The sequence below is a fragment of the Ruegeria sp. AP7 genome (assembly GCF_056539905.1).
Genome location: NZ_JBQFVT010000001.1, coordinates 817,421 through 843,265, shown reverse-complemented (window position 1 = coordinate 843,265; position 25,845 = coordinate 817,421). Strand labels below are relative to the sequence as shown.

22 protein-coding genes are annotated in these 25,845 nt (G+C 56.4%); 9 read left to right on the top strand and 13 right to left on the bottom strand.

Features of this window, described 5'->3' with window-relative positions:
• Positions 1-128: 128 nt before the first annotated feature.
• Entirely contained in the window at positions 129-1,127 is a 999-nt protein-coding gene (gene hemB, locus ACR0KN_RS04110; protein WP_480651548.1) for a porphobilinogen synthase, read from the bottom strand.
• 120 nt (positions 1,128-1,247) lie between these two features.
• Here hemB and ACR0KN_RS04105 point away from each other — a divergent pair, with 120 nt between their 5' ends.
• On the top strand, positions 1,248-1,775 hold the full coding sequence (locus ACR0KN_RS04105; RefSeq protein WP_480651546.1) for a component of SufBCD complex: 528 nt from the start codon (positions 1,248-1,250) through the stop codon (positions 1,773-1,775).
• A gap of 18 nt (positions 1,776-1,793) precedes the next feature.
• Positions 1,794-5,249, top strand: a complete 3,456-nt coding sequence (gene mfd / locus ACR0KN_RS04100; RefSeq protein WP_480651544.1) for a transcription-repair coupling factor — start codon at positions 1,794-1,796, stop codon at positions 5,247-5,249.
• Here the strand turns inward: mfd and ACR0KN_RS04095 are convergent.
• The 5 genes from ACR0KN_RS04095 to ACR0KN_RS04075 form a co-directional block, all read right to left on the bottom strand.
• Positions 5,246-5,923: an SH3 domain-containing protein gene (locus ACR0KN_RS04095; RefSeq protein WP_480651542.1), complete on the bottom strand. Its 678-nt coding sequence runs from the start codon at positions 5,921-5,923 to the stop codon at positions 5,246-5,248. The two genes, mfd and ACR0KN_RS04095, sit on opposite strands and share 4 nt — an antisense overlap.
• Positions 5,920-7,584, bottom strand: a complete 1,665-nt coding sequence (locus ACR0KN_RS04090; RefSeq protein WP_480651540.1) for a hypothetical protein — start codon at positions 7,582-7,584, stop codon at positions 5,920-5,922. The genes ACR0KN_RS04095 and ACR0KN_RS04090 overlap by 4 nt, the downstream gene beginning before the upstream one ends.
• 57 nt (positions 7,585-7,641) lie before the next feature.
• Positions 7,642-8,850 (bottom strand): multidrug effflux MFS transporter, encoded by a 1,209-nt coding sequence (locus ACR0KN_RS04085; RefSeq protein ID WP_170540026.1) that lies wholly within the window; start codon positions 8,848-8,850, stop codon positions 7,642-7,644.
• Between the two features lie 73 nt (positions 8,851-8,923).
• Positions 8,924-9,583, bottom strand: coding sequence for a DsbA family oxidoreductase (locus ACR0KN_RS04080; protein WP_170540022.1), 660 nt, complete (start codon positions 9,581-9,583; stop codon positions 8,924-8,926).
• A complete protein-coding gene (locus ACR0KN_RS04075) occupies positions 9,580-11,097 on the bottom strand; it encodes a class I adenylate-forming enzyme family protein (RefSeq protein ID WP_480651537.1) in 1,518 nt (505 codons plus the stop codon). Before ACR0KN_RS04075 ends, ACR0KN_RS04080 begins: the two co-directional genes overlap by 4 nt.
• A 65-nt stretch (positions 11,098-11,162) precedes the next feature.
• On the opposite strand from ACR0KN_RS04075, the gene ACR0KN_RS04070 reads away from it, so the two are divergent.
• Complete coding sequence (locus tag ACR0KN_RS04070) at positions 11,163-11,786, top strand: helix-turn-helix domain-containing protein (protein ID WP_010440326.1); 624 nt, start codon at positions 11,163-11,165, stop codon at positions 11,784-11,786.
• On the opposite strand, the gene ACR0KN_RS04065 is transcribed toward ACR0KN_RS04070, so the two are convergent.
• On the bottom strand, positions 11,775-12,011 hold the full coding sequence (locus ACR0KN_RS04065) for a hypothetical protein (protein ID WP_010440325.1): 237 nt from the start codon (positions 12,009-12,011) through the stop codon (positions 11,775-11,777). The two genes, ACR0KN_RS04070 and ACR0KN_RS04065, sit on opposite strands and share 12 nt — an antisense overlap.
• A gap of 531 nt (positions 12,012-12,542) precedes the next feature.
• The gene (locus tag ACR0KN_RS04060; RefSeq protein ID WP_480651535.1) at positions 12,543-14,369 is read right to left on the bottom strand and encodes an extracellular solute-binding protein; all 1,827 of its coding nucleotides are present in this window, start codon (positions 14,367-14,369) and stop codon (positions 12,543-12,545) included.
• A gap of 293 nt (positions 14,370-14,662) precedes the next feature.
• Here ACR0KN_RS04060 and ACR0KN_RS04055 point away from each other — a divergent pair, with 293 nt between their 5' ends.
• Together ACR0KN_RS04055 and ACR0KN_RS04050 are read left to right on the top strand one after the other, a co-directional pair.
• The gene (locus ACR0KN_RS04055) at positions 14,663-15,436 is read left to right on the top strand and encodes a 3-hydroxybutyrate dehydrogenase (RefSeq protein WP_480651533.1); all 774 of its coding nucleotides are present in this window, start codon (positions 14,663-14,665) and stop codon (positions 15,434-15,436) included.
• A 64-nt stretch (positions 15,437-15,500) separates the two neighbouring features.
• Positions 15,501-16,526: a patatin-like phospholipase family protein gene (locus ACR0KN_RS04050; protein WP_480651531.1), complete on the top strand. Its 1,026-nt coding sequence runs from the start codon at positions 15,501-15,503 to the stop codon at positions 16,524-16,526.
• Here the strand turns inward: ACR0KN_RS04050 and ACR0KN_RS04045 are convergent, their stop codons facing one another.
• The 4 genes from ACR0KN_RS04045 to ACR0KN_RS04030 all read right to left on the bottom strand — a co-directional run bounded on the left by ACR0KN_RS04045 (position 16,527) and on the right by ACR0KN_RS04030 (position 19,749).
• On the bottom strand, positions 16,527-17,204 hold the full coding sequence (locus ACR0KN_RS04045) for a DUF502 domain-containing protein (protein ID WP_010440321.1): 678 nt from the start codon (positions 17,202-17,204) through the stop codon (positions 16,527-16,529).
• A gap of 64 nt (positions 17,205-17,268) precedes the next feature.
• Positions 17,269-18,183: a pseudouridine-5'-phosphate glycosidase gene (locus tag ACR0KN_RS04040; RefSeq protein ID WP_480651529.1), complete on the bottom strand. Its 915-nt coding sequence runs from the start codon at positions 18,181-18,183 to the stop codon at positions 17,269-17,271.
• The gene (locus tag ACR0KN_RS04035) at positions 18,180-19,073 is read right to left on the bottom strand and encodes a PfkB family carbohydrate kinase (RefSeq protein ID WP_480651527.1); all 894 of its coding nucleotides are present in this window, start codon (positions 19,071-19,073) and stop codon (positions 18,180-18,182) included. Before ACR0KN_RS04035 ends, ACR0KN_RS04040 begins: the two co-directional genes overlap by 4 nt.
• Positions 19,074-19,128: 55 nt before the next feature.
• Positions 19,129-19,749 (bottom strand): thiamine phosphate synthase, encoded by a 621-nt coding sequence (locus ACR0KN_RS04030; RefSeq protein ID WP_010440318.1) that lies wholly within the window; start codon positions 19,747-19,749, stop codon positions 19,129-19,131.
• A gap of 154 nt (positions 19,750-19,903) precedes the next feature.
• Here ACR0KN_RS04030 and ACR0KN_RS04025 point away from each other — a divergent pair, with 154 nt between their 5' ends.
• From ACR0KN_RS04025 to ACR0KN_RS04010, 4 genes are all read left to right on the top strand, one after another.
• The gene (locus tag ACR0KN_RS04025; protein WP_480651524.1) at positions 19,904-20,647 is read left to right on the top strand and encodes an RNA methyltransferase; all 744 of its coding nucleotides are present in this window, start codon (positions 19,904-19,906) and stop codon (positions 20,645-20,647) included.
• Positions 20,648-20,709: 62 nt separating this feature from the next.
• The gene (gene ctaA, locus ACR0KN_RS04020; RefSeq protein ID WP_480651521.1) at positions 20,710-21,855 is read left to right on the top strand and encodes a heme A synthase; all 1,146 of its coding nucleotides are present in this window, start codon (positions 20,710-20,712) and stop codon (positions 21,853-21,855) included.
• 5 nt (positions 21,856-21,860) lie between these two features.
• A complete protein-coding gene (locus ACR0KN_RS04015; protein WP_480651772.1) occupies positions 21,861-23,330 on the top strand; it encodes a carboxypeptidase M32 in 1,470 nt (489 codons plus the stop codon).
• A 524-nt stretch (positions 23,331-23,854) separates the two neighbouring features.
• Positions 23,855-24,241 carry a response regulator gene (locus ACR0KN_RS04010; RefSeq protein ID WP_170470627.1) on the top strand — a complete coding sequence of 129 codons (387 nt, stop codon included), beginning with the start codon at positions 23,855-23,857 and terminating at the stop codon, positions 24,239-24,241.
• On the opposite strand, the gene ACR0KN_RS04005 is transcribed toward ACR0KN_RS04010, so the two are convergent.
• Positions 24,238-25,842, bottom strand: coding sequence for an adenylate/guanylate cyclase domain-containing protein (locus ACR0KN_RS04005; RefSeq protein WP_480651519.1), 1,605 nt, complete (start codon positions 25,840-25,842; stop codon positions 24,238-24,240). The two genes, ACR0KN_RS04010 and ACR0KN_RS04005, sit on opposite strands and share 4 nt — an antisense overlap.
• Between the last annotated feature and the right edge of the window lie 3 nt (positions 25,843-25,845).

The following is a 25,845-nucleotide window of genomic DNA, read 5'->3' as shown; positions in this document are numbered from 1 at the left end:
TGTATGTGCCTGATTTGTCGGGTCTTCCCGATCTTGTTTGCAAGAATACGCCGATTGCGCCCGCCTGTCACGGGAAAGCTGTGCTGCATATGCGGTAGATCGGCGAAATATCGCGACAATCTGAGGTGTTAGCCGTTCAGAATGCGCGCGGCTTCTGGCGCAAAATACGTCAGAATGCCATCACACCCCGCGCGTTTGAAAGCCAGCAGGCTTTCAAGCATCACCTTTTCGCCGTCGATCCAGCCGTTTTGGGCTGCCGCCTGTATCATAGCGTATTCGCCCGAGACCTGATATGCGTAAGTCGGCGCGCCAAAGCTGTCTTTTACCCGGCGGCAAATATCCAAGTAGGGCATCCCTGGCTTGATCATGACCATATCTGCACCTTCAGTCAGGTCGCGTTCGATCAGACGCAGCGCCTCGTTCGAGTTTGCGGGATCCATCTGATAGGTCTTCTTGTCCCCGATCAGTGCGCCCGAGGCCCCAACGGCGTCACGGAACGGGCCGTAAAACGCGCTGGCATATTTGGCGGCGTAGCTGAGGATCATGACGTTGTGATGCCCTGCCGCCTCAAGCGCACTACGCATTGCTCCAATCCGTCCATCCATCATGTCTGAAGGGCCGATAATATCAGCACCGGCTTCGGCTTGCGCCAGAGTCATTTTAACCAGCGCTTCGACCGTCTGATCATTCACAATTTCGCCATCCACAACATAGCCGTCGTGGCCGTTGATGTTGTAGGGATCCAGCGCCACATCGGTCATTACAGCGATATCTGGTGCCGCTTCTTTGGCCGCCCGAATAGCGCGATTAGACAAGTTGTCGGGGTTCCACGCTTCGGCACAATCTTCGGTTTTCAGCGCGGGATCGGTGTATGGGAATATACAGATAGCCGGTATTCCGAGTGCCTGTGCCTCGCTAGCTGCCTTGGCGATCAAATCAACCGAACGACGCTTAACCCCGGGCATGGAGGGCACGGGCTCTTCAATCCCTTCACCATCGCGCACAAAAATCGGCCAGATAAAGTCATCGACAGTCAGGGTGTTCTCGCGCACCAACCCCCGGATCGCCTCGGATTGACGGGCCCGGCGGAACCGCGTCAGTGGATAGGGGGCGATGGTCGGTTTCATGGCGCACTCTCCTTGAACAATCGCGCATTGGGTGGCATGAATTCCCGGTGGTCTCAAGGGTAACAATGGACGCATCCAGTCGATGACGGTCCCTGCGGACGTTGAATAAAGGGCAGACGCTTGGACATTTACACTTCGATATTTGAAATCATCGATATGCGAAGCTTTTCGAATCTGTGGTATTGGATTGGGTTGGCTGTTCTTTGGTCTTCTGCCAGCCATTGGTCGATTGGCGTGCCCCACGATCTGGTGGCACGGGCGCGCCGTTCCGGTGGCCAGTCAGAACAGGATTTGTTGGACATTGCCAGGATCAACACGAATCGCGTTTTGTATATTGTCGAGACTTCTGGTCTTGCGATATTTGCGATCTGTTGTTTCGTGCTGACCGGGTTGGCAACAATGGGTTTCTTTTACGGGCTTGAATTCGCGCAAGCTGTGTTCTTGCTGATGTGCCCGATGTGCTTTGTCATGCTCATCAATATATCGACCGCAAAAAAAATGAGACAACAAGAGCTGACGTTGGAAAACGTTGCCAAGAATCTGGGCCGGTGCCGGGTCTATACTCAGATCATCGGAATGATCTCTATATTGGTCACTTCGTTTTGGGGCATGTATCAGAACTTTACAACTGGCGTTCTGGGCTGGTGATATCAAAGAGGCAGCATGATGAAGGCTCCGAACCACGTTACAGTCGGCGGTGCTCCTGAAGGGTTTGACGCACAGCTGGTGCTGAATGAGATAGTCCGCTCGGGTGGTCCGGTCTGTCATGTCGCGCGCGATGACAAACGGATGGAGGCGATGCGGGCGGCGCTGGCTTTTTTTGCCCCTCACATGCCGGTGTTCGTTTTTCCGGGCTGGGATTGCCTGCCTTATGATCGTGTGTCGCCCAATGCGGATATCTCTGCTGCGCGCTTGGCGACATTGGCCGCACTAGTACATCAGATGCCAGAGCAGTTTGTGCTGTTGACGACGCTTAATGCAGCAACACAGCGGGTTCCGGCCCGCGCGATTCTACGCGAGGCCGCGTTTACCGCCCGCGTAGATCAGCGCATAGATGAAGAAGCGCTGAGGAACTTTCTGGTGCGCATGGGCTTCACCCAAAGTCCGACTGTTATGGAGCCCGGAGATTATGCGATCCGCGGGGGTATCATTGATATCTTTCCACCGGGCGAAAGTGGCCCGGTTCGGCTGGACCTGTTTGGAGATGTTCTGGATGGCGCGCGCCGGTTCGATCCTGTCTCGCAGCGCACGACAGAAAAGCTTGATGTGGTCGAGCTTGCCCCAGTGTCCGAAGTTATTCTGGACGAAGCCGCCATCACCCGATTTCGCCAGAACTACCGCATCGAATTCGGCGCAGCGGGCACGGATGACCCGTTGTATGAGGCCGTCAGCGCTGGCCGTAAACATCAGGGTATCGAACACTGGTTGCCGTTCTTTCATGAAAAGCTTGAGACGCTGTTCGATTACTTGCCGGGTGCAACAATCTCACTTGATGATCAGGTCACACCAGCGCGGTTGGCGCGGTGGGATTCGATTGCTGATCAGTATGAGACGCGAAAGCTGGCGCTGGAAAACCGCTCGCGCATGGATACTGTGTATAAGCCGACGCCTCCTGGGCTGCTTTATCTGGACGATGCTGCATGGGAAAAGGCGGTTGGCGACCGGCGAGTGTTGCAGTTCAGTCCACTGCCGCAGGCCAGCGGACCGGGTGTGATTGATGCAGGTGGTCGGATCGGGCGAAACTTTGCCCCGGAACGCCAGCAGGAAAGCATCAGCCTATTTGGTGCTCTCGCCAGCCACATCACCGACAAGATGGACAAAGGCCCTGTCCTCATTGCCTCCTATTCAGAAGGCGCGCGCGAGCGTTTGACCGGATTGATCGAGGACGAGGGTCTCGCCGAGGCGATCCCAGTGACCGATGGCACGCGAGTTGGGAAGCGCGGGTTGCATCTGGCCGTTTGGGCATTGGAGCATGGGTTTGAAACGCCTGATTTGACGGTGATCGCTGAGCAGGACGTGCTGGGTGACCGTCTGATCCGCCAACCCAAGAAACGCCGCAAGGCCGAGAACTTTCTGACCGAGACCCAATCCCTCAGCCCCGGCGATCTGGTGGTGCATGTAGACCACGGCATTGGTCGCTACATGGGGATGGAGGTCGTCACCGCCGCCGGTGCTGCGCATGAATGCCTGCTGCTGGAGTATGCGGAACAGTCAAAGCTCTATCTGCCGGTTGAAAACATTGAGTTGCTGTCGAAATACGGCCATGACGAGGGGCTGCTAGATCGTTTGGGCGGTGGCGCGTGGCAAGCCAAGAAGGCCAAGCTGAAAGAGCGCATTCGCGAGATGGCGGACAAGCTGATCCGCATCGCCGCTGAGCGTGCTTTGCGCAAGGCCCCGGTGATGGACCCGCCGCCCCACGCGTGGGAGGAGTTCAGCGCGCGTTTCCCGTATCAGGAGACCGACGATCAGTTGCGTGCCATTTCCGAGGTGATGGAGGACATGCACTCCGGCGCGCCGATGGATCGCCTGATTTGCGGCGACGTTGGGTTCGGCAAGACCGAAGTCGCCATGCGCGCAGCCTTTGTCGCAGCCATGTCAGGCGTGCAGGTCGCCATAGTCGCGCCGACCACGTTGCTCGCACGCCAACACGCAGCGTCCTTCAAGGAACGCTTCCGGGGCTTCCCGCTGGAGGTTCGGCAATTATCGCGCTTTGTGTCGGCAAAGGAGGCGCAACAAACTCGCGACGGGCTGGCACGAGGCACTGTGGATATCGTGATCGGAACACATGCGCTGTTGGCCAAAGGGATACGGTTCAACAATCTTGGTTTGTTGATCATCGACGAGGAACAGCATTTCGGCGTGGGTCACAAAGAACGGTTGAAACAGCTGCGCTCGGACGTACACGTCCTGACCCTGACCGCAACGCCGATCCCGCGGACGCTGCAGCTGTCTCTGACCGGAGTGCGCGATCTGTCGATCATTGGCACCCCACCCATCGATCGCCTTGCCATCCGCACCTATGTCAGCGAGTTCGATGCCGTCACCATCCGCGAGGCACTTCTGCGTGAACATTATCGAGGTGGGCAGAGCTTCTATGTGGTTCCACGTATTTCGGACCTGCCCGAGATCGAGGAATTCCTCAAAGAACAACTGCCGGAGCTGACCTATGTGGTCGCCCATGGGCAGATGGCAGCGGGTGAGCTGGATGACAGGATGAACGCCTTCTACGACGGCAGGTACGACGTGTTGCTGGCGACCACTATTGTCGAAAGCGGGTTGGATATTCCGACCGCCAACACGATGGTGGTGCATCGCGCGGACATGTTCGGCCTCGCACAACTCTATCAGATCCGGGGTCGAGTGGGGCGTTCGAAAACCCGCGCTTATGCCTATCTGACCACCAAACCGCGCGCACGCCTGACGGCAACGGCCGAGAAACGCCTGCGGGTTCTGGGCTCATTGGATACGCTGGGGGCTGGATTTACGCTGGCATCACAGGATTTGGATATTCGTGGGGCCGGTAATCTGCTGGGTGAAGAGCAGTCCGGCCAGATGCGCGACGTGGGCTATGAACTCTATCAGTCGATGCTGGAAGAGGCGATTGCTAAGATCAAAGCCGGCGAGATGGAAGGGCTGTCGGATGCCGACGACCAATGGGCCCCGCAGATCAACCTAGGTGTCCCGGTTCTGATCCCCGAGGATTACGTGCCCGATCTGGATGTGCGCCTTGGTCTCTATCGCCGCCTGTCGTCATTGTCGACGAAGGTCGAGCTGGAAGGCTTCGCTGCTGAATTGATCGACCGTTTCGGCACTTTGCCGAAAGAGGTGAATACACTGATGTTGGTCGTACGTATCAAGGCGATGTGTAAACGGGCAGGGATTGCCAAGCTGGATGGCGGACCTAAAGGCGCGACGATCCAGTTCCATAATGACAAGTTCGCTTCCCCTCAGGGGTTGGCCGAGTTCATCCAGAACCAGCGTGGATTGGCCAAGGTCAAGGACAACAAGATCGTTGTCCGGCGCGACTGGAAAAAGGACAGCGACAAGATCAAGGGCGCGTTTGCGATCGCGCGCGATCTGGCCGAAAAGGTTATGGCTGAGAAGAAAAAGGCAAAAGCCTAGTCCCCGGTCACAAAGGTGCAAAGCTGCCAATCGCCCGCTTCGGATTTCACCAAAGCAGCGCGATACCCAACCATAGATGTCAGAAAGTCGCCGTGCATGTAGCCTGTGGTTCCATCCGTCAGTCGAATTTTCTGATAGGTTTCATCGGTTTGATAGTCAGGAACAATGACAACCTCGTGGCTGATCAAACCAACAATCGGGCCACCGCGCGACGGGGATTGGCGCAGCGTTACCTGTTCAGCGGCCACGAAATATGCGGTGAACGGATCCAAGGAAGCGGGCAGGGCGATTTGCCAATGTGTTGGCATCCAGAACTCACCCTGTTCGTCAAAGTAACCTGGCTGCGACAGCGTTTCGTATAAATCTGTCCAATAGGCTTCGCGCAGTTCGTCAGCTTCGTCTCTGAACTCTTCGCTCAGCTGATCGGGCGGCACAGTTAGGTTTATTCGGAATTCGTCCGGTCCGCCATTGCTGCCATGGCTTAGATAAATATCGGGACATGAGGCAGCCACCACGGCCTCGGTATCGCGCGCCTCGATTTTTGCAAGCAGATCGGACCTGAACTTTAGCAGGGTGGGGTCTTGTTCTGCTTGATCCACTGGAGGAAATGTCTGCCGTTGCGCATATGCGGGACCACACAATACCAAAGCAAGAGCCAATGACAGTGCATTCATTCGGCGGCTCGCATCGCGGCTTGCGCACAAAAACAGGATGCACCAACAGCCCTGTCCGCACGCGCGAGCGCAAGATCAAGACGTTGTTGAATCTGTTTGATTTCTATGGCCTCTCCACGCTCTTTCAGGCAATCGCGTAGCCCTTTAAGGCTCCAGACATTGTCGGGGTGGATCGAGGCACGGCCGAGCGCTCCTGCCAGGCCCAGATCCTCTCGATAGACGGCCTCGGCCTCGGCGACGTGGCCCTGTTCAAATAACAAAGCCCCAAGCGCGTGGCGTGTGGGCTGCATCCAGCCCCATGGTTCGTCATAAGGCAATGTGTCGTCCAACTCGACCGACCGACGCAGATGGGCATATGAAATATCGTAGTTGCCCTTACGATATTCGATTTCTCCGCGCAGCATTTCCGCAGCAATTTCAAGAAGGTCGATGACACGGTTATTGTGCAGCCTGCGTGTTTCGGGCACGCAGGTTTTAGCGGCAAGGAACAGTTGCTCTTCAGCTTCGGCCTGCGCGACCTCATCCGTGGCCGCATGGGCGATGGCGCGGGCATAGTGTGTTGTTGCCGTGAGCGTACGATAGAGGTCCGGATCGTCGGGAAGATCCAACGCCTTAGCCTCTTCCCAGCGGCCAAAGCGGATCAGGATATGCGGACCCATGGACATATAACTTTCGAAATAATCCGCCATGGGCGGGCTTTCGATCCGCAGCATTTCCTCGGGTGTGGTGTCCCACAGGCCTTGATTGGCGCGCAGGGCGGGCTCCATCTGACCCAGAAATAATGCACCGTAGATTGCAAAATGGTAATTGTGTTGACGATAGCCGGTGTAGATATTGAACGCGCCTTCGCGCTCATAATACTTCAAATCAGCGACCGAAGCCTGTTCATTCCAATAGACGACGTTGTGATAATGGCCGCACTGCACGTCGATATGCGTTGGCATATGTACCAGATGCCCCGCATCCGGAACCAGCGTGCGCAGAATATCCCCCGCTTGCAGAGCCTTTTCCGGGGTCGGCGACATCTCCATCAGGTGGACATAGAGGTGCAACAGGCCGGGATGAGACATCGCATCAGGATCATCAGCCATCGCTTTTTCCAATGCCTGTTGCGCCTCAAGCGTGGCCGCGCCCTCGGCAGGTTGTCCGGTTTTCAGGTTCCACATCTGCCAGGGCGTAAGGTTCATCAATGCCTCGACATAGATAGTGCGCAGATCCAGATTGCCGGGCTGCTCAGAAAATGCTGCGCGCATCGCGTCGGCATAGTCGTAATCCCAGGTGTGCATATCCTCAATCGGATCACGCTGTGGGTAACGGGCTGGCAGCGCACGGATCAGGGCCTGTTCAACCGGTGTGCACATCTCCAAAAGGGCCATAGCTTTTTGTGTAGCGTCATAGGCAATCGCCAGTGATTTGGTCTGTCCCTGATCGTCACGCAGATCCCATGGCAGGTTGTAGTTCGGCCCCGCCGCATAGGCGACGCCCCAATGGGCCATGGCGCAGTCGGGGTCAGCGTCTGCGGCCTTCTGAAAACAGGCGACCGCCTCGTCATGGTTATAGCCATATGTCCAGACTAGTCCGCGATCGAACCACAGCTGCGCCTCAGCCGACGCAGTGGTGACGGCACAGGAATAGGTGCCAAGATCATAATAGTCGCGCATAAAACCCCTCCCAAACAATTGGCAGGAGCTTAACGCGTTTCAGAAGGTCTGCACAGATCAGGCAGGCAGTCGATTTTCGATCCGACCCATATGCAGCATCAGGCCGAAGCCCAGAATGCACATGATCAACACCCCTGTCGTCAAAGGCGTAATCGATCCATCAAATAGCAAGCCCACGGGTGCGGCGATTGCCGCAGCCAGAACCGTGGCGATAGACCCAATCACTGAGGCGGCCATTCCCGCGATATGGCCCATCGGTTCCATCGCGATGGCGTTCAGGTTGCCCATGGTAACGCCTGCCATGAAGAATACGGTGGTTTGCCACGTCACGAACAACGCGAATGAGGCGTCCGGGGACAATGGCATCGCGTTCAGGACAATTACGCATGTGGTGATAATGATCTGCGCACCAAGGGCCCAGGTCACGATCCGGCGCATGCCGAGGCGAACAACGAGCGCGGCATTCAACAGACTGGCCGAGCCCGAGATCAGCGCCACAAAGCCGAACCAGAACGGAAAGCTCTCAGCTCGGTCATGTATGACGTCAAAAACCGGTTGCACCATTGTCAGCATGGTAAACAGCAATCCCATACACAACGTCTGCACAAGGATTGAAAGTCGCACGGTGGGATGGGTCATCATCTCCTTCACAGCTGCGATCATTAATGGCAGTCGAAAGGGGCGGCGATTTTCAGGAGCCAGAGACTCGGGCAACCGCGTTGCCATCCAAACTACGATGATTGAAGCAAAAAGCATGAAGGATACGAATATCCCGCGCCATCCAACCAAAGCGATAACACCTGCACCAAGCAAGGGTGCTGCGGCCGGAACCAACGTGAAGATCATCATGGCAATCGAGATGATGCGCGCCATCTCGCGTCCCGCATAGAGGTCCCGAATGATCGCCATCGCCACAACTCGAGGGCCAGCAGCGCCGAGGCCTTGAACAACCCGCGCAGCCAATACCAGCTCGAGCGAAGAACTGGCCCAGGCAACTGCCGACGCCAGGATATAGAGGGCAACGCCTCCATAGATAACCGGTTTGCGTCCAACGGCATCCGAAATCGGGCCCGTGAAAAACGTCCCGATACCCATGCCCAGCACAAAAGATGTCAAAATCAGTTGCGCTTTGTTCATGTCATTGGGGCTAAGCTCATTACCGATTTCGGGCAGAGCGGGCAGCATTGAGTCGATCGAAAAGGCAATCGTGGCGAACATCATCGCGACCAGCGCAATGAATTCGCCCCGGGACATGCGATTGGTCATGGGGAGCTCCTTCCCAGCAGCGCTATCACGGTGCCGAGGAACGGACTAGATCAGAAATGCACAGGGGTCTGTGCTATTCTGCAGAGGAAGCCTCAATCTGAGACATGATCTCGGATATAACTTTTCCCCATAATTCAGGGGGTTGTGCGCCAGGAACGGCGTGTTGGTTCGCCACAATGAAAGTGGGAACCGAATTCACGCCCATCTCGCGAGAATGGCTGTCGCGGGTTCTTATGTCTTCGCGATCGGATTCCGATTGCAGCAATTTCATCACGACTGCCGCGTCCATGCCAACGCTGTCTGCGATATCGGCCAGAACTTCTCGATCTCCGATGTCGCGTGCTTCGACGAAATATGCGTTGAACAGGGCATCGACCACGGCGTTCTGCTTGCCCTCTATACCGGCCCAATGGATCAGTCGGTGTGCGTCCAGCGTATTTGGCGTACGTTTCATGCCCTCGAAATCGATCTTCAGACCAGCGTTCTTGGCGTGCTCGACGACCGGTGCATAGGCGCGAACAGCGCCGTCTTTGCCGCCAAACTTACGCTCCAGATACTCACGCCGGTCCATCCCTGCATCGGGCATATCCGGGTTCAATTGAAAAGGATGCCATTCGATCACGAACGGATGGTTCGGGATTTCGGCAAGCGCCTTGTCTAAATGGGTCTTGCCGATATAGCACCAGGGGCAGATCGGGTCGGACATGATATCAAGCTTAACGGTCTGTGTCATTCGGACGTTGCCTTGAAATAGGCCGGCAGGGCGCGGCGCAGGAGTTTGCCGTTGCCCCCAGTGGGCAGTTCGGACAGATGGACAAAGGCCCGCGGTTGTTTGTAGCGCGCCAGCTTGTCAGACACATAGGCGTGCAACGTCTCCGCGTCTAGTTCCTCGGGGCCGGTGTAGAATGCAACAATGATCGAGCTGTCTTGTTTAACCTCAACCGACGCGGCGCCAACCTGCGTGATACCTGGGTGGTTCGACAAGGCAGCCTCAACTTCGACCGGGGAAACCCGGTACCCGCCTGCGTTCATCATGTCATCGTCGCGGCCCATATAAGTGATCTGCCCGTCTGCGGACATCGCACCCTGATCACCTGTCAGGAACCAGTTCCCAGCGATACGTGCGTCGGCCTCTTCGGGTGCGTTCAGGTAAGTCAACATAAGGCCCGGATCGTCACGGTGAATTGCAATCGTGCCTTCTTGTCCCTGCGGAACCGGGCCGTCGGGACCAACAATGGCCACCCGGCGCCCGGGTTGCGGCTGACCCAACGCCTCACCGCGCGCCGGGTGGCTGGGGCTGGACGAAATGAAGGTCGAACATTCCGACATACCATATGCTTCGTATAGTTCTGTTCCGGTGGACCGCACCCACTTGTCGTGCAGGTGACGTGAGAGCTTTTCTCCGGCGCAGAGGCCATGGCGCAGATCAGGTAAGTCTAGTCGCTGATTGCCTTGCATGATCTTCCGAAAGACCCCGGGGGCAGCTGCAAAAATCGTGGCGCGTTGTTGGGTCAGCAGGGTGGGCAGATCTCGGATGTTTGTTCCCGGCTCTGGAATCAGTGCCGTTGCGCCGATGGTCCACGGGTCCATCAACCCGGTACCCAGAGTATAGGTCCAGTTGAATGCTCCGGCGTGGCACAATCGATCCGAAGATTGCAGACCGTACCAGCCATCCACCATCATTTGCCGCGCCCAGATGGCGCGATGCGCGTGGGCGACAGCGCGGGGTTTGCCTGAAGTGCCCGAAGTATAGACAACATAGGCCAATCGCTCGGGGTCACCCATTGCAAACTCCGCTGGCGGCAGCGTTCGCATTCCGACAAGCTCATCCAGCCGTATTTGGTTGGAGTGATCGGCGCAGGCGACCTGCGGATCGCGCAAAACGGCGGCAGGATTCAGATCGTCGATGATCTTGACGGTTTCCGCGTCTGTCAGTTGCGATGAGGTTGGAACTGGAACCAGCCCAACGGCGATTGCTCCAAGATATGCGATTGGGAAATCGACTGTATTGCCAAGTCGCATCAAAATGATGTTGCCGGGCTTGAGGCCGCTCTGAAGCAAGCCGGTTCCTGTTCCCAGGATCGCTGCATTCAGCTCTCTGTAGGTCCAGTCGACTGCGCTGTTCTGCCCAAGCACAGATAGAGCGGTTTTTTCCGAATAGCTTTGGGCATGACGCAGGACATGCGCGGCAAGATTGAATGGGCGCGGGCAGGGCGGCGGTGGTCCCTGATCAAAGATCGACAACATGGGAACTGGCTACAGCTGCGCACGGCGCGTTGCAAGCAGAGCATGCTGCCCCTATAGAAAGACGCATGAGCAAGAATGATCATAAGTCCATCGTCAGAATTGCCCGCGACAATGGTATTAATACCGAGCTTGAGCCCGTCGATCTGGGCGCGCGTGTGCGTGAGCTGCGCAAAGCCCGAAACTGGACGCTGGAACAGGCGGCCAACCAGGCCGGGTTGGCAAGGTCGACACTTAGCAAGATCGAAAACGGTCAGATGTCGCCGACTTATGATGCGTTGAAGAAGCTGGCGATAGGGCTGGAAATTTCGGTGCCTCAGCTGTTCACTCCGCCCCAGCGTGATCAGGTCATAGGCCGAATGGCGGTGACCAAAATGGGCGCGGGGGCTGCGCACGCGACCACAACCTATGAGCATGAACTGCTGGCAGAAACGCTTACCAAAAAGCAGATGCTACCCTATCGTGCCCGAGTGCGCGCACGATCTATGGAAGAGTTTGATGGATGGGTACGTCACGATGGTGAGGAGTTCTTGTATGTCCTGACCGGCGTGGTGCGCCTGTTCACCGAATTTTATGAACCAGTCGAGATGCGCCGGGGCGATAGCGCCTATTATGACGGTAGCATGGGGCACAATGTAATTTCGGTTAGTGACGAGGACGCCACGATCCTTTGGGTGACGTCACTTACTTAAGGTTTGCGCAACTTCGCGGTTCAACGCTTCGGTATACAGGAAATCCTCAAGCTCTTCCCGGGCTTCATTAACAGTCAGATGGTGACGTTCGGCCAGATATGCTTCGAACTGCTTACGATCTTCACCAACGCGCGCCATGTCCCTGTCCCGCAGGTTTGGAAATCTGCGTTTTGCACGCGCATAAGACGCACCCCAGTCTTGCGTCAGATCAGCCCAGTTCAACATCTACGAGCCTTCCCTTTATTCGGTTCCAGGATTGCTCTCCCCGGTATTAGCGTACGGAGTGTGGGGGGATAATGCGGACATGACAAAATGTCGCAGGTTGCCGTTACGGAAACCAAAGGCAAAAACCCGCTGCGGCTAAACCGCAACGGGCCGACGGACCTGCTGTTTTAGTGAGTGGCGGCCGGTCCGTTGTTCTTCTGACTTAAACAGCCAGTACAGTATCACGTACCCGAAAAATGCTGCAATTATCTGCACTAAGATATTCATCGGGATATGTACAACGTATAGTCCGTGCCACGAGTCCGTAAAGCCCCTTGCGATGATTTTGACCGGATAAGCAATACTTGTGCAACTTGTGTACCAGTAGGCGCGAATGGTTCCGCGACCCACAAGCTCTGGTATTGGTCACAGTTTGTGACGGGTTCAGCCGAAAATCGCTTATGGCTGGGAATCTGCCCTGTCGCCGTGCCATTGCTGGATCAACCAGTTTTAGGCCCGGAATTGCGCTGAACTAAAAGTCCCGCAGTCTTGTCAGTCCTCGTACCACCAGACCTGCGGCATGTATTCGGGGCCATCTCCATAAATCGGAAGCGAGGCAGGTTGCTTCAACTCCTTCACGTGGGCGATGCGGCCGACATCGAAGCTCCAGATCGGAATGACGTAACGGCCAGCGGTTAGTACGCGGTCCAACGCGCGGGTAGCGGCCACAAAATCCTCGTGGCTTTCCGAGGCCAGCATTGCATCGATCAATCCGTCAACGGCAGGAGAGGTCAGCCCCATGACATTCCTAGTCCCCGGAGTGTCGGCGTTTTCGCTGCCCCAATACAGGCGTTGTTCGTTGCCGGGCGACAGCGAAAGGGCGCGGCGGAAGGGCGTCATGTCGAAGTCTTGCGCGTCGATACGCGAGGTGTACTGCGCGTCGTCAACTTTTTCGACGGTCAGTTGAATGCCCAGGCGCTCCAACGCGCGTGCATAGATTTCCGCGATCACACCGACATCCTGCACCACATTCAGGCTGCCCTGGCTGATGACAAGGTCGATTTCAAACGGTTTGCCATCGGCATTGCGAAGCTGACCGTCCTGAATTGTCCAGCCTGCCTCTTCCAGCAGTTTTAGCGCCTTGCGGATATTGCTCCGGTTGCGTTCGGTTCCATCACCCGCGGGCAATTCATACCCCTCAATGGTACCCGGCGCCAGCTCGGCGGCATAAGGTTGCAGAAGATCTGCGACGCGACCGGTGGCCGCGCCGGGTTGCATGCCCAACTCGGAGCCTGAGAAATAGGACGTAATTCTGGGTTGCGCGCCGCCTGTGATGGTGTCGTTGATGAATTCAAAGTTGAACGCCAGGGTCAACGCTTCGCGAACGCGCCAGTCGTCAAAAGGGGCCTTACGGGTGTTCATGACAAAACCGGTCATGCCCGAAGGTTTTTGATGCGGGATTTCGGTCTTTACAACATCACCGCGTTGCGCCGCCGGGAAACTATACTGAGTGTTCCATTTGTCCGCGTTAAACTCGCGCACGGCTGAAAGTTCGCCTGCCTTGAATGCTTCGAAGGCAACGGTGCCGTCACCATAGAATTCGATCCGCATGTCATCCAGATTCATTGTGCCCTTGCGGTAGGGGATATTGGCACCCCAGTAGTCAGGATTGCGGCGTAGGTTTACATAGCGGCCAGCTTCGTAATCATCGATCACGTAGGGTCCTGATCCGATGGGTATATCTTGCAACTGAGCGTCCGCGAACGATTTCCTCTCCCATTGCGCCTTTTGCAGGATAGGGCGCATGCCGGCGATCAGGGCCAGCTCGCGATCGGGTTCATTAAAGCTGATCCGGACACTGCGTGGGCCGGTCTGTTCAATGCTATTGATCTTGCCCCACAGCCCGCGATACCGCAGGTGGCCTTCGGTACCCAGCGTCTCATACGACCAGATAACATCTTCGACAGTGACTGGTGCGCCATCCGAGAATCGTGCGTTTTCACGCAAAGTGAATTCGACCCAAGTGCGGTCCGAATCTGTCTCAACTGATTCGGCTAACAACCCGTAAAGAGTGAAAGGTTCGTCCCAGGACCGGCCCATCAGGCTTTCATGGGTCCAAAATCGCAGCTGCCAGGGTGACGTGCCTTTTTGCACAAACGGGTTCAAACTGTTATAGCCGCCGGTATTTCCAAATACGACCTTTCCGCCCTTGGGCGCATCGGGATTTGCGTAGGGTAGCGACACAAAATCCGGTGGTAGTGCCGGGTCGCCATACATAGCTATGCCATGGGCTGATTCTGCCGAAGCGAATGAAGCCGCAAAAATGCAGGCGATTCCCGCAATTGCTGGTCGGAGGGGGTGGAGATAATCGGGGCTCATTTTGGAAACAATCCTGCTCTGGCCTTATTTTGTTTGGGATTCACCGTAGCCATGATTTTTCTTATTATCAAACTTTTAGCTTGGACGGATGCAAAGAATTGCTTATAAAGGATGCACTGCTCGATAGGTTTCTTGCCTGTATGAAACCTGCCTCAATAACTTAACGCCCGCTTCGTGCGGGCGTTTTTTTTGGCAAAATCTGCCGGGATGCACCCGCTGTATCATTCCCCGTTTCCTTTGCAGGTGCAGCATGGCACTGTGTGGCTGAATTGAAATCAGGACGGAGAGCAAGCATGAGCTTGGCGGGAAAAACAGCCATCATAACAGGGTCGAATTCAGGGATTGGACTGGGCGTTGCGCGTGAGCTGGCCAAGGCGGGTGCGGATGTGGTTCTGAACTCGTTTACCGACCGGGATGTAGATCATGCGCTGGCTGCCGAGATTGGGAAAGAGACCGGGACCAACGCGCGCTACATCAAGGCGGACATGTCGAAAGGCGATGAATGCCGCGCACTTATCGAACAGGCAGGTGCCTGCGACATACTGGTGAACAATGCCGGCATCCAACATGTTTCGCCGATCGATCAATTTCCGACTGATAAATGGGATGCAATCATCGCGATCAACATGAATTCAGCCTTTCACACAACGGCTGCAGCCTTGCCGATGATGCGCGCGGCAGGTTGGGGCCGTATCGTGAATATCGCTTCGGCACATGGGTTAACGGCCTCTCCTTTTAAGGCAGCTTATGTAGCGGCAAAACATGGTTTGGTTGGGATGACCAAAACCGTTGCGCTCGAGACGGCTCAGGAACCGATCACGTGCAACGCTATCTGCCCGGGTTATGTGCTGACCCCATTGGTTGAGGCGCAAATCCCCAATACGATGAAGGAATATAACATGAGCCGCGAGGGTGTTGTGAAGAACGTCCTGCTGGAACGGCAACCTTCAAAAGAGTTCGCGACGGTTGAACAGCTTGGTGGCACGACCATCTTCTTGTGTTCGGATGCGGCCGCGCAGATCACCGGGACGACGATTTCAGTCGATGGGGGGTGGACCGCGCTTTGAGGATGTATGGAGGCTCTGCCCCCAACCCCCCGGGATATTTTTGGCCAGATGAAGAGGCGGAAGTATGAAGCGGATCAATCTGGCTCTGCAGGGCGGTGGTGCCCATGGTGCGTTTACCTGGGGTGTGCTGGACCGTCTACTGGATGAGGAGGATGTCGAGGTTGCGGCGATCACTGGAACCTCGGCTGGCGCCCTGAACGGAGCCGCGTTCAAATCCGGAATGGTGCATGCGGGGCGCGAAGGCGCTCGGGCCTGTCTCGACGATTTATGGGCGCGCATGGGCGCTGTTGGTGATATGCGGATCGTTCATTGGATGCGCGGTATAGAGCCGGCGCATATATCGCAGGCGCTTGAGTATTCACTGCCGTATTCGATGGCCGAAACATGGTCGCGGCTGGTGTCTCCCTATGCCTACGGGCCGTTCTATCGCAATCCGCTTGAGCCGGTTGTGGATCGGTTCAATTTTGATGAGATTTGTGCGGATGAAGGGCCGGAGCTTTTTGTCTGTGCGACTTGCGTGCGCAGTGGCAAAATACGGGTCTTTGCTGAAGATGAGATATCGACCGACGCCATTTTGGCGTCGGCCTGTCTGCCCAACTTATTTCAGGCAATAGAGTTCTATGATCCAAAATCTGGTCGTACCGAAGCGTATTGGGATGGGGGATATACTGGCAACCCGGCGTTGTACCCCTTGTTTGGTGGTGGCCTTCCCGACGATGTGGTGATTGTGAATATCAACCCTTTAGAAAGGGACGAGGTGCCGAAGACGCCGCAGCAGATTCAGAACCGGATTAATGAGATCAGCTTTAACTCATCGCTATTTCGTGAATTGCGCGCGATTAACTTTGTGCAGCGGCTACTGGCCGAGGGAAAATTGAAAGCAGGCGAGATGAGCCGGGTGCTGGTTCATATGATCGCGGATGATGCTCTGATGAACGATCTGTCGGCTGCGACAAAAACCGTTCCAAATCCGGTTGTTCTGAACAGGTTGAAGCAGGCCGGGCGCGTTGCGGCAGATCAATTCTTGCGCGCCCACAAGTATGATCTGGGCGAACGCAGTACTGTCGACCTGCCTGCCATGTTTGGCTGACTACTCCGGCGGCTGGGTCGGGTCTTTTTCGTTGGGGTATACCAGCCCCGCTGAAATCACCAATTTGGCTGCGTCCTCGATCGACATATCCAGCAGGATCACGTCTTCGGCTGGGAAAAACAGCAGGAAACCGGATGTGGGGTTTGGGGTCGTCGGGACAAAGACGCTGAGCAACTCACCACCCGTTTCGGCACGTTGGCTGACTTCGCCCCGCGCTGTGGTCGAAACAAATCCAATTGCCCAAATTCCGCGGCGCGGATACTGGATCAGACAGGCTTTTTCGAAAGAGCGTTCTGTCTGCGCAAAGACTGTTTCCGAAATTTGCTTGATGCCGGAATAGACGGACCGGACGACGGGCATCCGATCAACGAGGCTTTCGGCGAAGTGGATCAGTGAACGGCCCAAAATGCCTTTGGCAATCCAGCCGACGATGACCGTGAAGATCAGGAAGATGATGACGCCGACGCCGCGCAGGTTGATCCCAACATACTCGGCTGGCTGGAATTGCTGAGGGATCAATGGCAGCACGGCGCTGTCGATCCAGCCCACGACCGACCAGATCAGCCAGATCGTCAGCCAAACCGGCGCAATGACGACAATGCCCGTCAAAAATGACGCGCGCAGCCCGGACAGAAGGCCCGAGCGGCGATGTGGTTCTTCGTCAAACGGCGTGTTCATTGCGGTCCTGAGTGGTTTGCGGAATTAGTTAAGCAGTCCGAGGTCTTGGTACAATAGGCTTATGTCACTCAGCCGTCTTTACCAGCGCTATTGCTATGCCCGCCGCCAGCCGTGCATTGTTGCGTACCAGAGCGATATTAGCGGTCAACGAGCGACCATTGGTCTGTTCGTAGATGCGTTGCAGTAGGTAAGGCGTAACGCCTTTGCCGGTGATCCTGTGTGTTTCGGCATCGGCCTGTGCGGAAGCAATGATCGGGGCAAGTTCCTCGGCAGCGATCTGATCGGTCTGCGGGATCGGATTGGCTACGAGTTGCCCACCGGGTAATCCCAGCGCCCGCCGCGCGGCATGGGCTTTGGCGATGTCCTCTGCGCTGTCCATCCTCAATGGAGCAGCCAGCGGAGACTTGGCTGACCAGAACGCCGGAAATTCGTCCTGTCCGTGTGCGATGACCGGCACACCGAGCGTTTCCAGAACCTCAAGGGTTTTGGCCAGGTCGAGAATAGCTTTGGCTCCGGCCGCAACAACCGTCACAGGTGTTTGCGCAAGCTCATGCAGGTCAGCAGAGATATCAAAAGAGATTTCAGCCCCCTGATGAACGCCGCCGATGCCGCCTGTGGCAAATACTTCGATACCTGCATAATGCGCTGCGATCATGGTAGCTGCTACGGTGGTGGCCCCTGTACCGCCACTTGCAAGACAAGCAGCCATGTCAGCGCGCGACAGCTTGGCAACGCCTTGCGCCTGACCAAGGCCCTGAAGCTGATCGGACTCAAGCCCAATGTTAAGCACGCCATCGATCACGGCGATAGTTGCGGGAACTGCGCCCGCATCGCGAATGTCCTGTTCGACCTGTGCGGCAACCTCAATGTTCTGGGGGTAGGGCATCCCGTGGGTGATGATAGTGCTTTCCAGCGCAACAATTGGTTGGCCTGCGTCTTTTGCGGCGCGAACCTCGGCGGAATATTGGATTTCGATCACAGTGGAGTTTCTCCGGAAACATATGTTGCAGCGGCATGCAGGGCACGCTTGAGCGCGGCGTCGTTGTCAGCGCCACTTGCTTCGGCAGCGATATGGGCTGCCATGAAAGTATCACCTGCGCCGGTCACGCGGGTGACCAGAACGGAAGGTGGTTTTTGGGTCAGAACACTATTAGCGCTACCGACAGTGGCCGAGTTGCCACCATCGGTCACCAGAACACGCAGTGCGCCACGGTCAAGCAAGCCCTGAGCAGCACTTTCGGAATTAGTGAATTCGCGTTGGCATAAAAGCCCAGCTTCTTCGAGGTTTACATAGAGCGTTGCGCGCGCGTGTTTCAGAAAAGGTAACAAACGCTCGGCCTTGCCGGGGGACGCGGGGGCCACGCGAAGATCGGCGCGGGCAAAGGCGGGGCTTTGCGCGATCTCTTCCAGCAGGTTCAGGGTTAGGTTGCCGTCCAGCGCGATGGGGCCTTCAAAAGGTGTATTTTCATAGCCCAAAGGTCCATGCATTAAGGGACGTAAGATTTTTGCTCCCGCCGCCTCAAGTGAATGGGCGTCTGCAATGGCTGCGATTAATCCATTGGCACCTTCGACGGCCATATAGCGGTCGGTCGGCAAGTCTTGCGAACGGTAGATGTGGTCGGTCACCATGCCCAACCGTGCGCAGGAGTGGACCAGTTCGTCGCCTTCGGGATCGCGGCCGATTGCAGTGAGCAGCGTAGGGGTCATCCCAAAGCGCACCAACGTCATGGCGATGTTCATGGCGACACCGCCGGGCAAGCGGGTAATCCGCCCCGGTACGTCCGATCCCTGCCGCATGACGCTGGCTGATCGCCCGATCACGTCCCACAGGACCGATCCGATACACAGGATTTCGCTGTTCTGAGTCATGCTTCGTGTCATGCCGCAGCCCCGACGCGGGTGCAAGGGTTAACGCTCACAGTCGTCAGCGCATTGCGGCGATCAGAGTGTTCAATGCATCCAGCGGGTTGTCATGTGACCAGATCTCATCGCCGATGCCAAAGAAATCTGTGCAGGGGGTCAGGTCTCGGATCAGGTCTTCGGTTAGCCCGCCTTCGGCCACCACCGGAACCTCGATCATCTCAGACCACCATTGGAACAAGTCTTGCTCAGCGCGGGTTCCATCGCCCAGCGCGACGTTGCCGACCGGGCCAAAGGCAACATAGTCTGCACCACCTTCTCCAGCGGTCATGCCATCATGGCTGGAGGCTCCGCAAAAGCTGCCGACGATGGCATCTGGCCCCAGTTCCTTACGCGCAGCCCTGACCGAGCGTGCCGCATCGTCCAGATGCACCCCGTCCAGACCCAGCCGTTGCGCCAGCAGTACATGGTTCGAAATCACCAGCGCCACGTCATGCGCATGAGCAACCTCACGGCAGGCATCAGCGGCGCGAGCGATGGTATCTTCGTCACTTCCTGCCAGAGCCAGGCGGATACAGGCGATCTCGGCCCCGTCCAGAACGCGGGACAACTGGTCGGGGAAAGTGCTCAGTGTGATCGCTGGCGGGGTGATCAGATAAATCTGCGGCTGCTCGGGGGTGTCCATTGGCGCGTCCTTCGCTTTCAGTCTTTCGCGCGGTTTAGCGGATTGCGGGCGGGAAGCAAACTTTTATGCCGTCCCGTGCTGGATTAGACGCGCCGGGTACCTTGCCCTGCGGGGGAGACGCGATTAGAGCAGGCAGACCTTTTCGGAGACAGCCATGCCCAGCGATACATCCCAGCCTTATTTCGTGCTTGTGCGCCCGCAGATGGGCGAAAATATCGGTGCTGCTGCACGGGCGATGTGGAATTTCGGACTGGATCGGATGCGGATCGTTGCGCCGCGCGATGGATGGCCGAACCCCAAGGCGGTGGCGATGTCTAGCGGCGCAGGGCGATTGCTGGATGAGGCACAATTGTTCGACGATCTGGCCGGAGCATTGGGGGACCGCACATATGTCTTTGCGACTACTGCAAGGCAACGGGGCCTGACCAAGCCGGTATTCAGCCCCGAACGGGCCATGCAGATCGCCGCGGAAAAGGTGACCGCTGGCGATAAGGTGGCCGTGCTGTTCGGTCCAGAACGCGCCGGGCTTGAAAACGAGGATATTGCCAAGGCAAACGCGATTATCTCGGTGCCAGTGAATCCCGAATACGCGTCGCTGAACCTTGGGCAATGCGTTTTGCTGACGGCTTACGAGTGGATGCGCCAAACCGGGGATGTGGTGCATGAGGCAACTGATTTGGGCAAAGGCGACTGGGCTACGGGGATCGAGGTCGAAAAGCTGGTCGAGCATTACGAGGATCGGCTGGAGGAGGCGGGATTTTTCTACCCGCCCGAAAAGGCCGAAGGGATGAAGACCAACCTGCGCAATCTGTGGTCCAGGATGCGGATGACGCGGGCGGATGTGCAAATGCTGCACGGGGTGATGCGTCAGATGGTCCGCTGGAAGGATCGGGGCTGAGGCTGGACCTCGCCCCCAAGTCAACCTAGCTTGCGACGAAATTCAAGGCACAAGAGGACAGCATGAGCGGTAAGCGCAGCATCTTCGAAGACGTCTCAGACTCTGAAAAACAACAAGCGGTTCAGCCGGGTGTGATCGATCGCGGGCGCAGTGGTGCACGCCAGGCCATTCGCGTCTGGCTTATGATCCTGTTTGCGCTTGTGGTCATCATGATCGCGGTCGGTGGACTGACCCGACTGACAGATAGCGGCCTGTCGATCACCGAATGGCGTCCGATCACCGGGGCCATCCCACCGACTTCCGAGGCTGACTGGCAGGCCGAATTCGATAAATACAAGCAAATCGATCAATGGCGCATCCAGAACCAGTGGATGGAGTTGGATGATTTCAAATCAATTTACTGGTGGGAATGGGGCCACCGCCAACTGGGCCGCGTGATCGGCCTGGTCTGGGCTGTCGGCTTTTTCGGTTTTCTTGTTGCCCGCAAGATACCGGCTGGTTGGACCGGTCGATTGCTGATCCCCGGAGCGCTCGGTGGCGTTCAAGGGGCTGTTGGATGGTGGATGGTTGCGTCGGGTGTGACGCAAGGCGAGGGGATGACCGCAGTTGCAAGCTATCGACTAGCGGTGCATCTGGGGCTTGCGTTCGTCATCCTCGGGTTTCTGGCTTGGTACATCTTCATGTTGGCGCGCGAGGAGCGCGATCTGATGCAAGCACGCCGCGCAAAGGAAACCCGGTTGTTCTCGCTTTCCACAGGTCTGATGCATTTCGCCTTTTTGCAAATACTCATTGGGGCGCTGGTCGCGGGCATCGACGCAGGTCGTTCCTATACGGATTGGCCTTTGATCGGAGGGCAGCTTCTGCCACCGGATGCCACGATGCTTGAACCGATGTGGCGGAACTTCTTCGAAAGCCCGGGTCTTGTGCAATTCATCCACCGCTGCGCTGGTTATCTGCTGTTCGCCTTTGGTGTCGTTGTTTGGCGGCGCGGCGCGGCAAGTGCGCATCCGCAGACGCGGTTCGCTTTCAACGCCGCATTCGCTGCGCTTTCGCTACAGGTGGTGGTCGGTATCATGACAGTGATCTACGCGGCACCCTGGCAAATCGCGATATTCCACCAATTCATGGCCGTCGTGGTTTGGACGCTGATCCTGCGTGCACGTTTTCTCACGGCCTATCCTATTGCAACTTCTTTGCGCGGAGCATGACCCAGATGACAGCTTTCAACGACCTGATGGCCTATCAGCGCCAAACTTCGGCCCTTGGCCAGATCGCCGGACGTCTGGGATGGGATCAGGAAACGGTAATGCCGCGCGGCGCAGCTCCACAACGGGCCGAAGAGATGGCCGCGATCGAAGCCGTGCTTCACGCGCGCCGCTCAGACCCGCGTGTGGCGGAATGGCTGGAGAGCGCATATGCAAGCAGCGAAGCGGACAAGGCTCAGCTGCGGGAAATTCGACGCGAATATGATCGGGCGTTGAAGGTTCCATCGGACCTGGCTACTGCAATTGCACGCGTGACGTCCGAGGCACAGGGAAAATGGGCGCAGGCCCGCGCGAACGAGGATGTCGCTGCTTTTCTGCCCGTTCTGGAAGAGGTTGTTGCACTTAAGCGCGAGGAAGGTGCAGCGCTCGCTCAAGGCGGTGATATCTACGACGCAATGGTCGAAGATTACGAGCCCTACACGACGGGTGCGCAGATTGCGGAGATATTCGACCAGATGCGCCCACGTCTGGTTGCTTTGCGCGCAGCTGTCCTAGATCGGCCCGAGCCTGCGGCTCTGACTGGCAGATTTGACGAGTCGATCCAAATGCGCCTGACGCAAAAACTGGCCCTCGCCTTTGGCTATGACCTGAATAATGGCCGCGTGGACAAAGCTGTACACCCGTTCAGTTCTGGCAGCGGGCTGGATGTACGCATCACCACCAGAACCAGCGAAACGGACCCGTTCAATTGCTTCTATTCCACAATCCACGAAGTGGGACATGCGGCTTATGAACAGGGGATCGACCCGGAGTATTTGCTGACGCCTTTAGGGCGCGGTGTATCCATGGGAGTTCATGAAAGCCAAAGCCGGATTTATGAAAACCAACTGGGCCGGTCCCGCGCCTTCACCGGCTGGCTTTTCGATCAAATGAAAGACGCCTTTGGCGATTTTGGCATCGCCGACGCCGATGCCTTCTATGGCACCGTTAACCGAGTACACAGTGGATACATCCGAACCGAAGCGGACGAAGTGCAGTACAACCTGCATATCATGCTGCGGTTCGATCTAGAGCGTGCGCTGATGGCAGGTGATCTGCAAGTCGGCGACCTTGAAGCCGCGTGGAATGATCGTTTCGCCGCAGATTTTGGATATGCGGTCGACAAGCCTTCGAATGGGTGCCTGCAGGATGTGCACTGGTCGGTTGGGCTGTTTGGCTACTTCCCGACCTATTCGTTGGGGAATGTCTACGCAGGATGTCTGAATCAGGCTTTGCGCAAGGCCGTACCCGATTTGGATTCGCAATTGGCTGCGGGCGATACCTCGGGCGCTACTGGATGGCTGCGCGAGAACGTCCAGCAATTTGGCGGCCTTTATGCGCCGCGCGAAATCATCCAGAGGGCAAGTGGTGTCGAGCCCGGGCCGGAGGCGTTGTTGACTTATCTTGAGAACAAGTTTGGGGCATTGTATGGGCTTTGAGCGATGGCCGAATATTAACTTCCTGAAGGTGTTCGCAAGTTTTTGAATTCAAGATCTTGCTCAAAAGCCACACCCGCCTCGCGCCCATCCTGTGAATTCGATTTTCTCGCTGCAAACGCACACAGCGCAGATTTTGCTGGGTGTGCATTATCTTGAGTACGGCGATGCGGCGTAAGGAGCTGCCATTCGGGCCCGGCGCAGCGAAAATTCCCCAGGCAATGAACGAGACACGGACACTACCGCCATTGGCAATCTGACAATGAACGACTGCTTTGGTCGCAACTCGACCGCAGCAAAAAGCAGCAAGGGTGGGAAAGCGAAATTTGTAGCGGGTTGGGTGGACTAAAAGAAGACATTACCTGAAGACACTAATTTGTTCATTGCGTGAAGCCGAATTGATGAAAGAATGCTTCAACCGAAACGACTTGCGCAATCTTGTGGTATGCTCGACATTTTGAAAATGGATCCGGAAACACTCTGTCTCGTGGGCAGTCAAATGGCGCGCATGCGTAAAGGGGGAAAATTTGGCTAAAGTTCTGTTGGTGGAAGACAACGAAATGAACAGCGATATGTTGTCGCGTCGGTTGGCGCGCAAAGGATTCCAAGTTATCGTTGCGAAGGACGGGTTGGAAGGCGTGTCCATGGCTGGTGAAGCAAGTCCCGACATTGTTTTGATGGATATGAGCCTGCCTGAGATTGATGGATGGGAGGCGACCCGACGCATCAAGGCAGCACCCGAGACGGCCTCAATCCCGGTGGTTGCGCTTACGGCACACGCAATGGCCAGCGACCGGGAAAAGGCGCTGGAGGCAGGTTGCGATGACTTTGATACCAAACCTGTCGAACTTAACCGTTTGCTTGAGATAATGGAAAAACTGCTGTCAGCCTCTGGAGGAAGATCCGACTACTAAGATTTCCGTCCAGTGATGAAATATGTTTTTGCCTGGCCTTTGCCCTTAATTCTCACATCCATCGGATTAGTTAGGTCAAAGCAATGCGTAACCCGCCTTGCGGTCTCCTCTGAGACTTGAATGCGGCCTGGCGCGCCCGTTGTTTCAAGACGGCTGGCGAAATTCACTGTATCCCCCCAAACATCGTAGAGAAAACGGTGTGACCCGATTATTCCGGCGACTACGGGCCCACTGTGGACGCCGATTCTAAGATGCATAGGGTAGTCCAGCTCGTGGTTCAGCGCTTCGACCTGAGATAACATCCGACAAGCCAGTTCAACGATCACTTCAGCGTGGTCATTCCGATGGTCGGGTACTCCGGCTGCCGCCATGTAGGCGTCTCCGATTGTCTTGATCTTTTCCACACCAAGTTCCGAAGCCGTCTTATCGAAGCCCGAAAAAACCCGATTAAGGTAGTGAACCACTTGCGCGGGTGACAATTTCGCCGACATCTCCGTAAAGCCAACCATGTCCGAAAACAGGACAGTCACATCGTCATGACGGTCGGCAATCGTGGCCTCTCCGTCGTTCAACCGTGTCACGATTTTTTGCGGCAGAATACTATGCAACAGGTCTTTGTACTTTTGCTTCTCTGCCTCCATCTGAAAGAGATAGAGGCGCTCTCGCTCCCGCCACTGTCCTTTCTCAAGCGCGGCGTTGATCCGAGCTTGCAACAAGATTGGATTGAACGGTTTAGGGAGGTAATCTTCTGCTCCGATCTCAACGCAACGCGCAACGCTTTCGATCTCATCGAGCGCGGAAATCATGATGACCGGGATGTCGCGCCAGTCATCGTTTTCTTTCAGTCGCTTCAAAACATCATAACCGTTGAGATCCGGCATCATAAGATCAAGCAGGACCAGATCGAACGCGTGTTGAGACAGCTTTTCCAGAGCCGAATATCCTCCGTCGGCGGTCCAGACTTGATGACCATCCCGTTCGAGCCGCCGGGCAAGCAGCGTACGGTTCGCTTCGACATCATCTACGACTAGGATGGTTCCGGTTAGCGAAGCAGTCTCCGCAACCGGATCAATCGAGCGCATGCTTTGAGCCAGATTTGCGAACATCTCAGCTGCGTCCTGCGATGCCTCGGGTATTTTGAAGCCATCGCCGGACTGGTTGTCGGACAACGATGCGAGCACATCAATTTCTTGCAATAGAGAATCCGTATGCTTCAGCAATCCGCGCAGGTCCAACTCCAGATATCCTGCGTTTAGATCCTCCAGATCCTCAAGCAGCATTTCGCTGTAGCCCTTGATCGCATTCATCGGCGTTCGCAAATCGTGACGAAGCCTTTTCACTCCTTCGTCACCGCTGACCGTAAGCTTCAAGGCCATTCGGGGATGCAGAAGCTGGTCCACAAACACGCTTAGTTCGGTTGCAGCCTGAGATATTCGGTTCAGGTCTGATGCGGCTTCCTTCAGAGTAAGGCGTTCAGCCTCACTTTCGAGAAACTCACATAGCCCGACTATCGCACTGACCGGGGGAATCAGGTTCTGGCGTAAATTTGCCAGCCACATTGCCTGTGCCTGCTCGGGTTGGGTATTCGGGGCGCTACTCACAGC

Bases quoted from the DNA above. Each gene is read 5' to 3' on its own strand.
- ACR0KN_RS04045 (WP_010440321.1), bottom strand. From the start codon at position 17,204: ATGAACACGCCGTTTGACGAAGAACCACATCGCCGCTCGGGCCTTCTG.
- hemB (WP_480651548.1), bottom strand. From the start codon at position 1,127: ATGAAACCGACCATCGCCCCCTATCCACTGACGCGGTTCCGCCGGGCC.
- ACR0KN_RS04025 (WP_480651524.1), top strand. From the start codon at position 19,904: ATGCCCAGCGATACATCCCAGCCTTATTTCGTGCTTGTGCGCCCGCAG.
- ACR0KN_RS04070 (WP_010440326.1), top strand. From the start codon at position 11,163: ATGAGCAAGAATGATCATAAGTCCATCGTCAGAATTGCCCGCGACAAT.
- mfd (WP_480651544.1), top strand. From the start codon at position 1,794: ATGAAGGCTCCGAACCACGTTACAGTCGGCGGTGCTCCTGAAGGGTTT.
- ACR0KN_RS04055 (WP_480651533.1), top strand. From the start codon at position 14,663: ATGAGCTTGGCGGGAAAAACAGCCATCATAACAGGGTCGAATTCAGGG.
- ACR0KN_RS04095 (WP_480651542.1), bottom strand. From the start codon at position 5,923: ATGAATGCACTGTCATTGGCTCTTGCTTTGGTATTGTGTGGTCCCGCA.
- ACR0KN_RS04050 (WP_480651531.1), top strand. From the start codon at position 15,501: ATGAAGCGGATCAATCTGGCTCTGCAGGGCGGTGGTGCCCATGGTGCG.
- ACR0KN_RS04080 (WP_170540022.1), bottom strand. From the start codon at position 9,583: ATGACACAGACCGTTAAGCTTGATATCATGTCCGACCCGATCTGCCCC.
- ACR0KN_RS04090 (WP_480651540.1), bottom strand. From the start codon at position 7,584: ATGCGCGACTATTATGATCTTGGCACCTATTCCTGTGCCGTCACCACT.
- ctaA (WP_480651521.1), top strand. From the start codon at position 20,710: ATGAGCGGTAAGCGCAGCATCTTCGAAGACGTCTCAGACTCTGAAAAA.
- ACR0KN_RS04030 (WP_010440318.1), bottom strand. From the start codon at position 19,749: ATGGACACCCCCGAGCAGCCGCAGATTTATCTGATCACCCCGCCAGCG.
- ACR0KN_RS04035 (WP_480651527.1), bottom strand. From the start codon at position 19,073: ATGACTCAGAACAGCGAAATCCTGTGTATCGGATCGGTCCTGTGGGAC.
- ACR0KN_RS04065 (WP_010440325.1), bottom strand. From the start codon at position 12,011: ATGTTGAACTGGGCTGATCTGACGCAAGACTGGGGTGCGTCTTATGCG.
- ACR0KN_RS04075 (WP_480651537.1), bottom strand. From the start codon at position 11,097: ATGTTGTCGATCTTTGATCAGGGACCACCGCCGCCCTGCCCGCGCCCA.
- ACR0KN_RS04060 (WP_480651535.1), bottom strand. From the start codon at position 14,369: ATGAGCCCCGATTATCTCCACCCCCTCCGACCAGCAATTGCGGGAATC.
- ACR0KN_RS04085 (WP_170540026.1), bottom strand. From the start codon at position 8,850: ATGACCAATCGCATGTCCCGGGGCGAATTCATTGCGCTGGTCGCGATG.
- ACR0KN_RS04015 (WP_480651772.1), top strand. From the start codon at position 21,861: ATGACAGCTTTCAACGACCTGATGGCCTATCAGCGCCAAACTTCGGCC.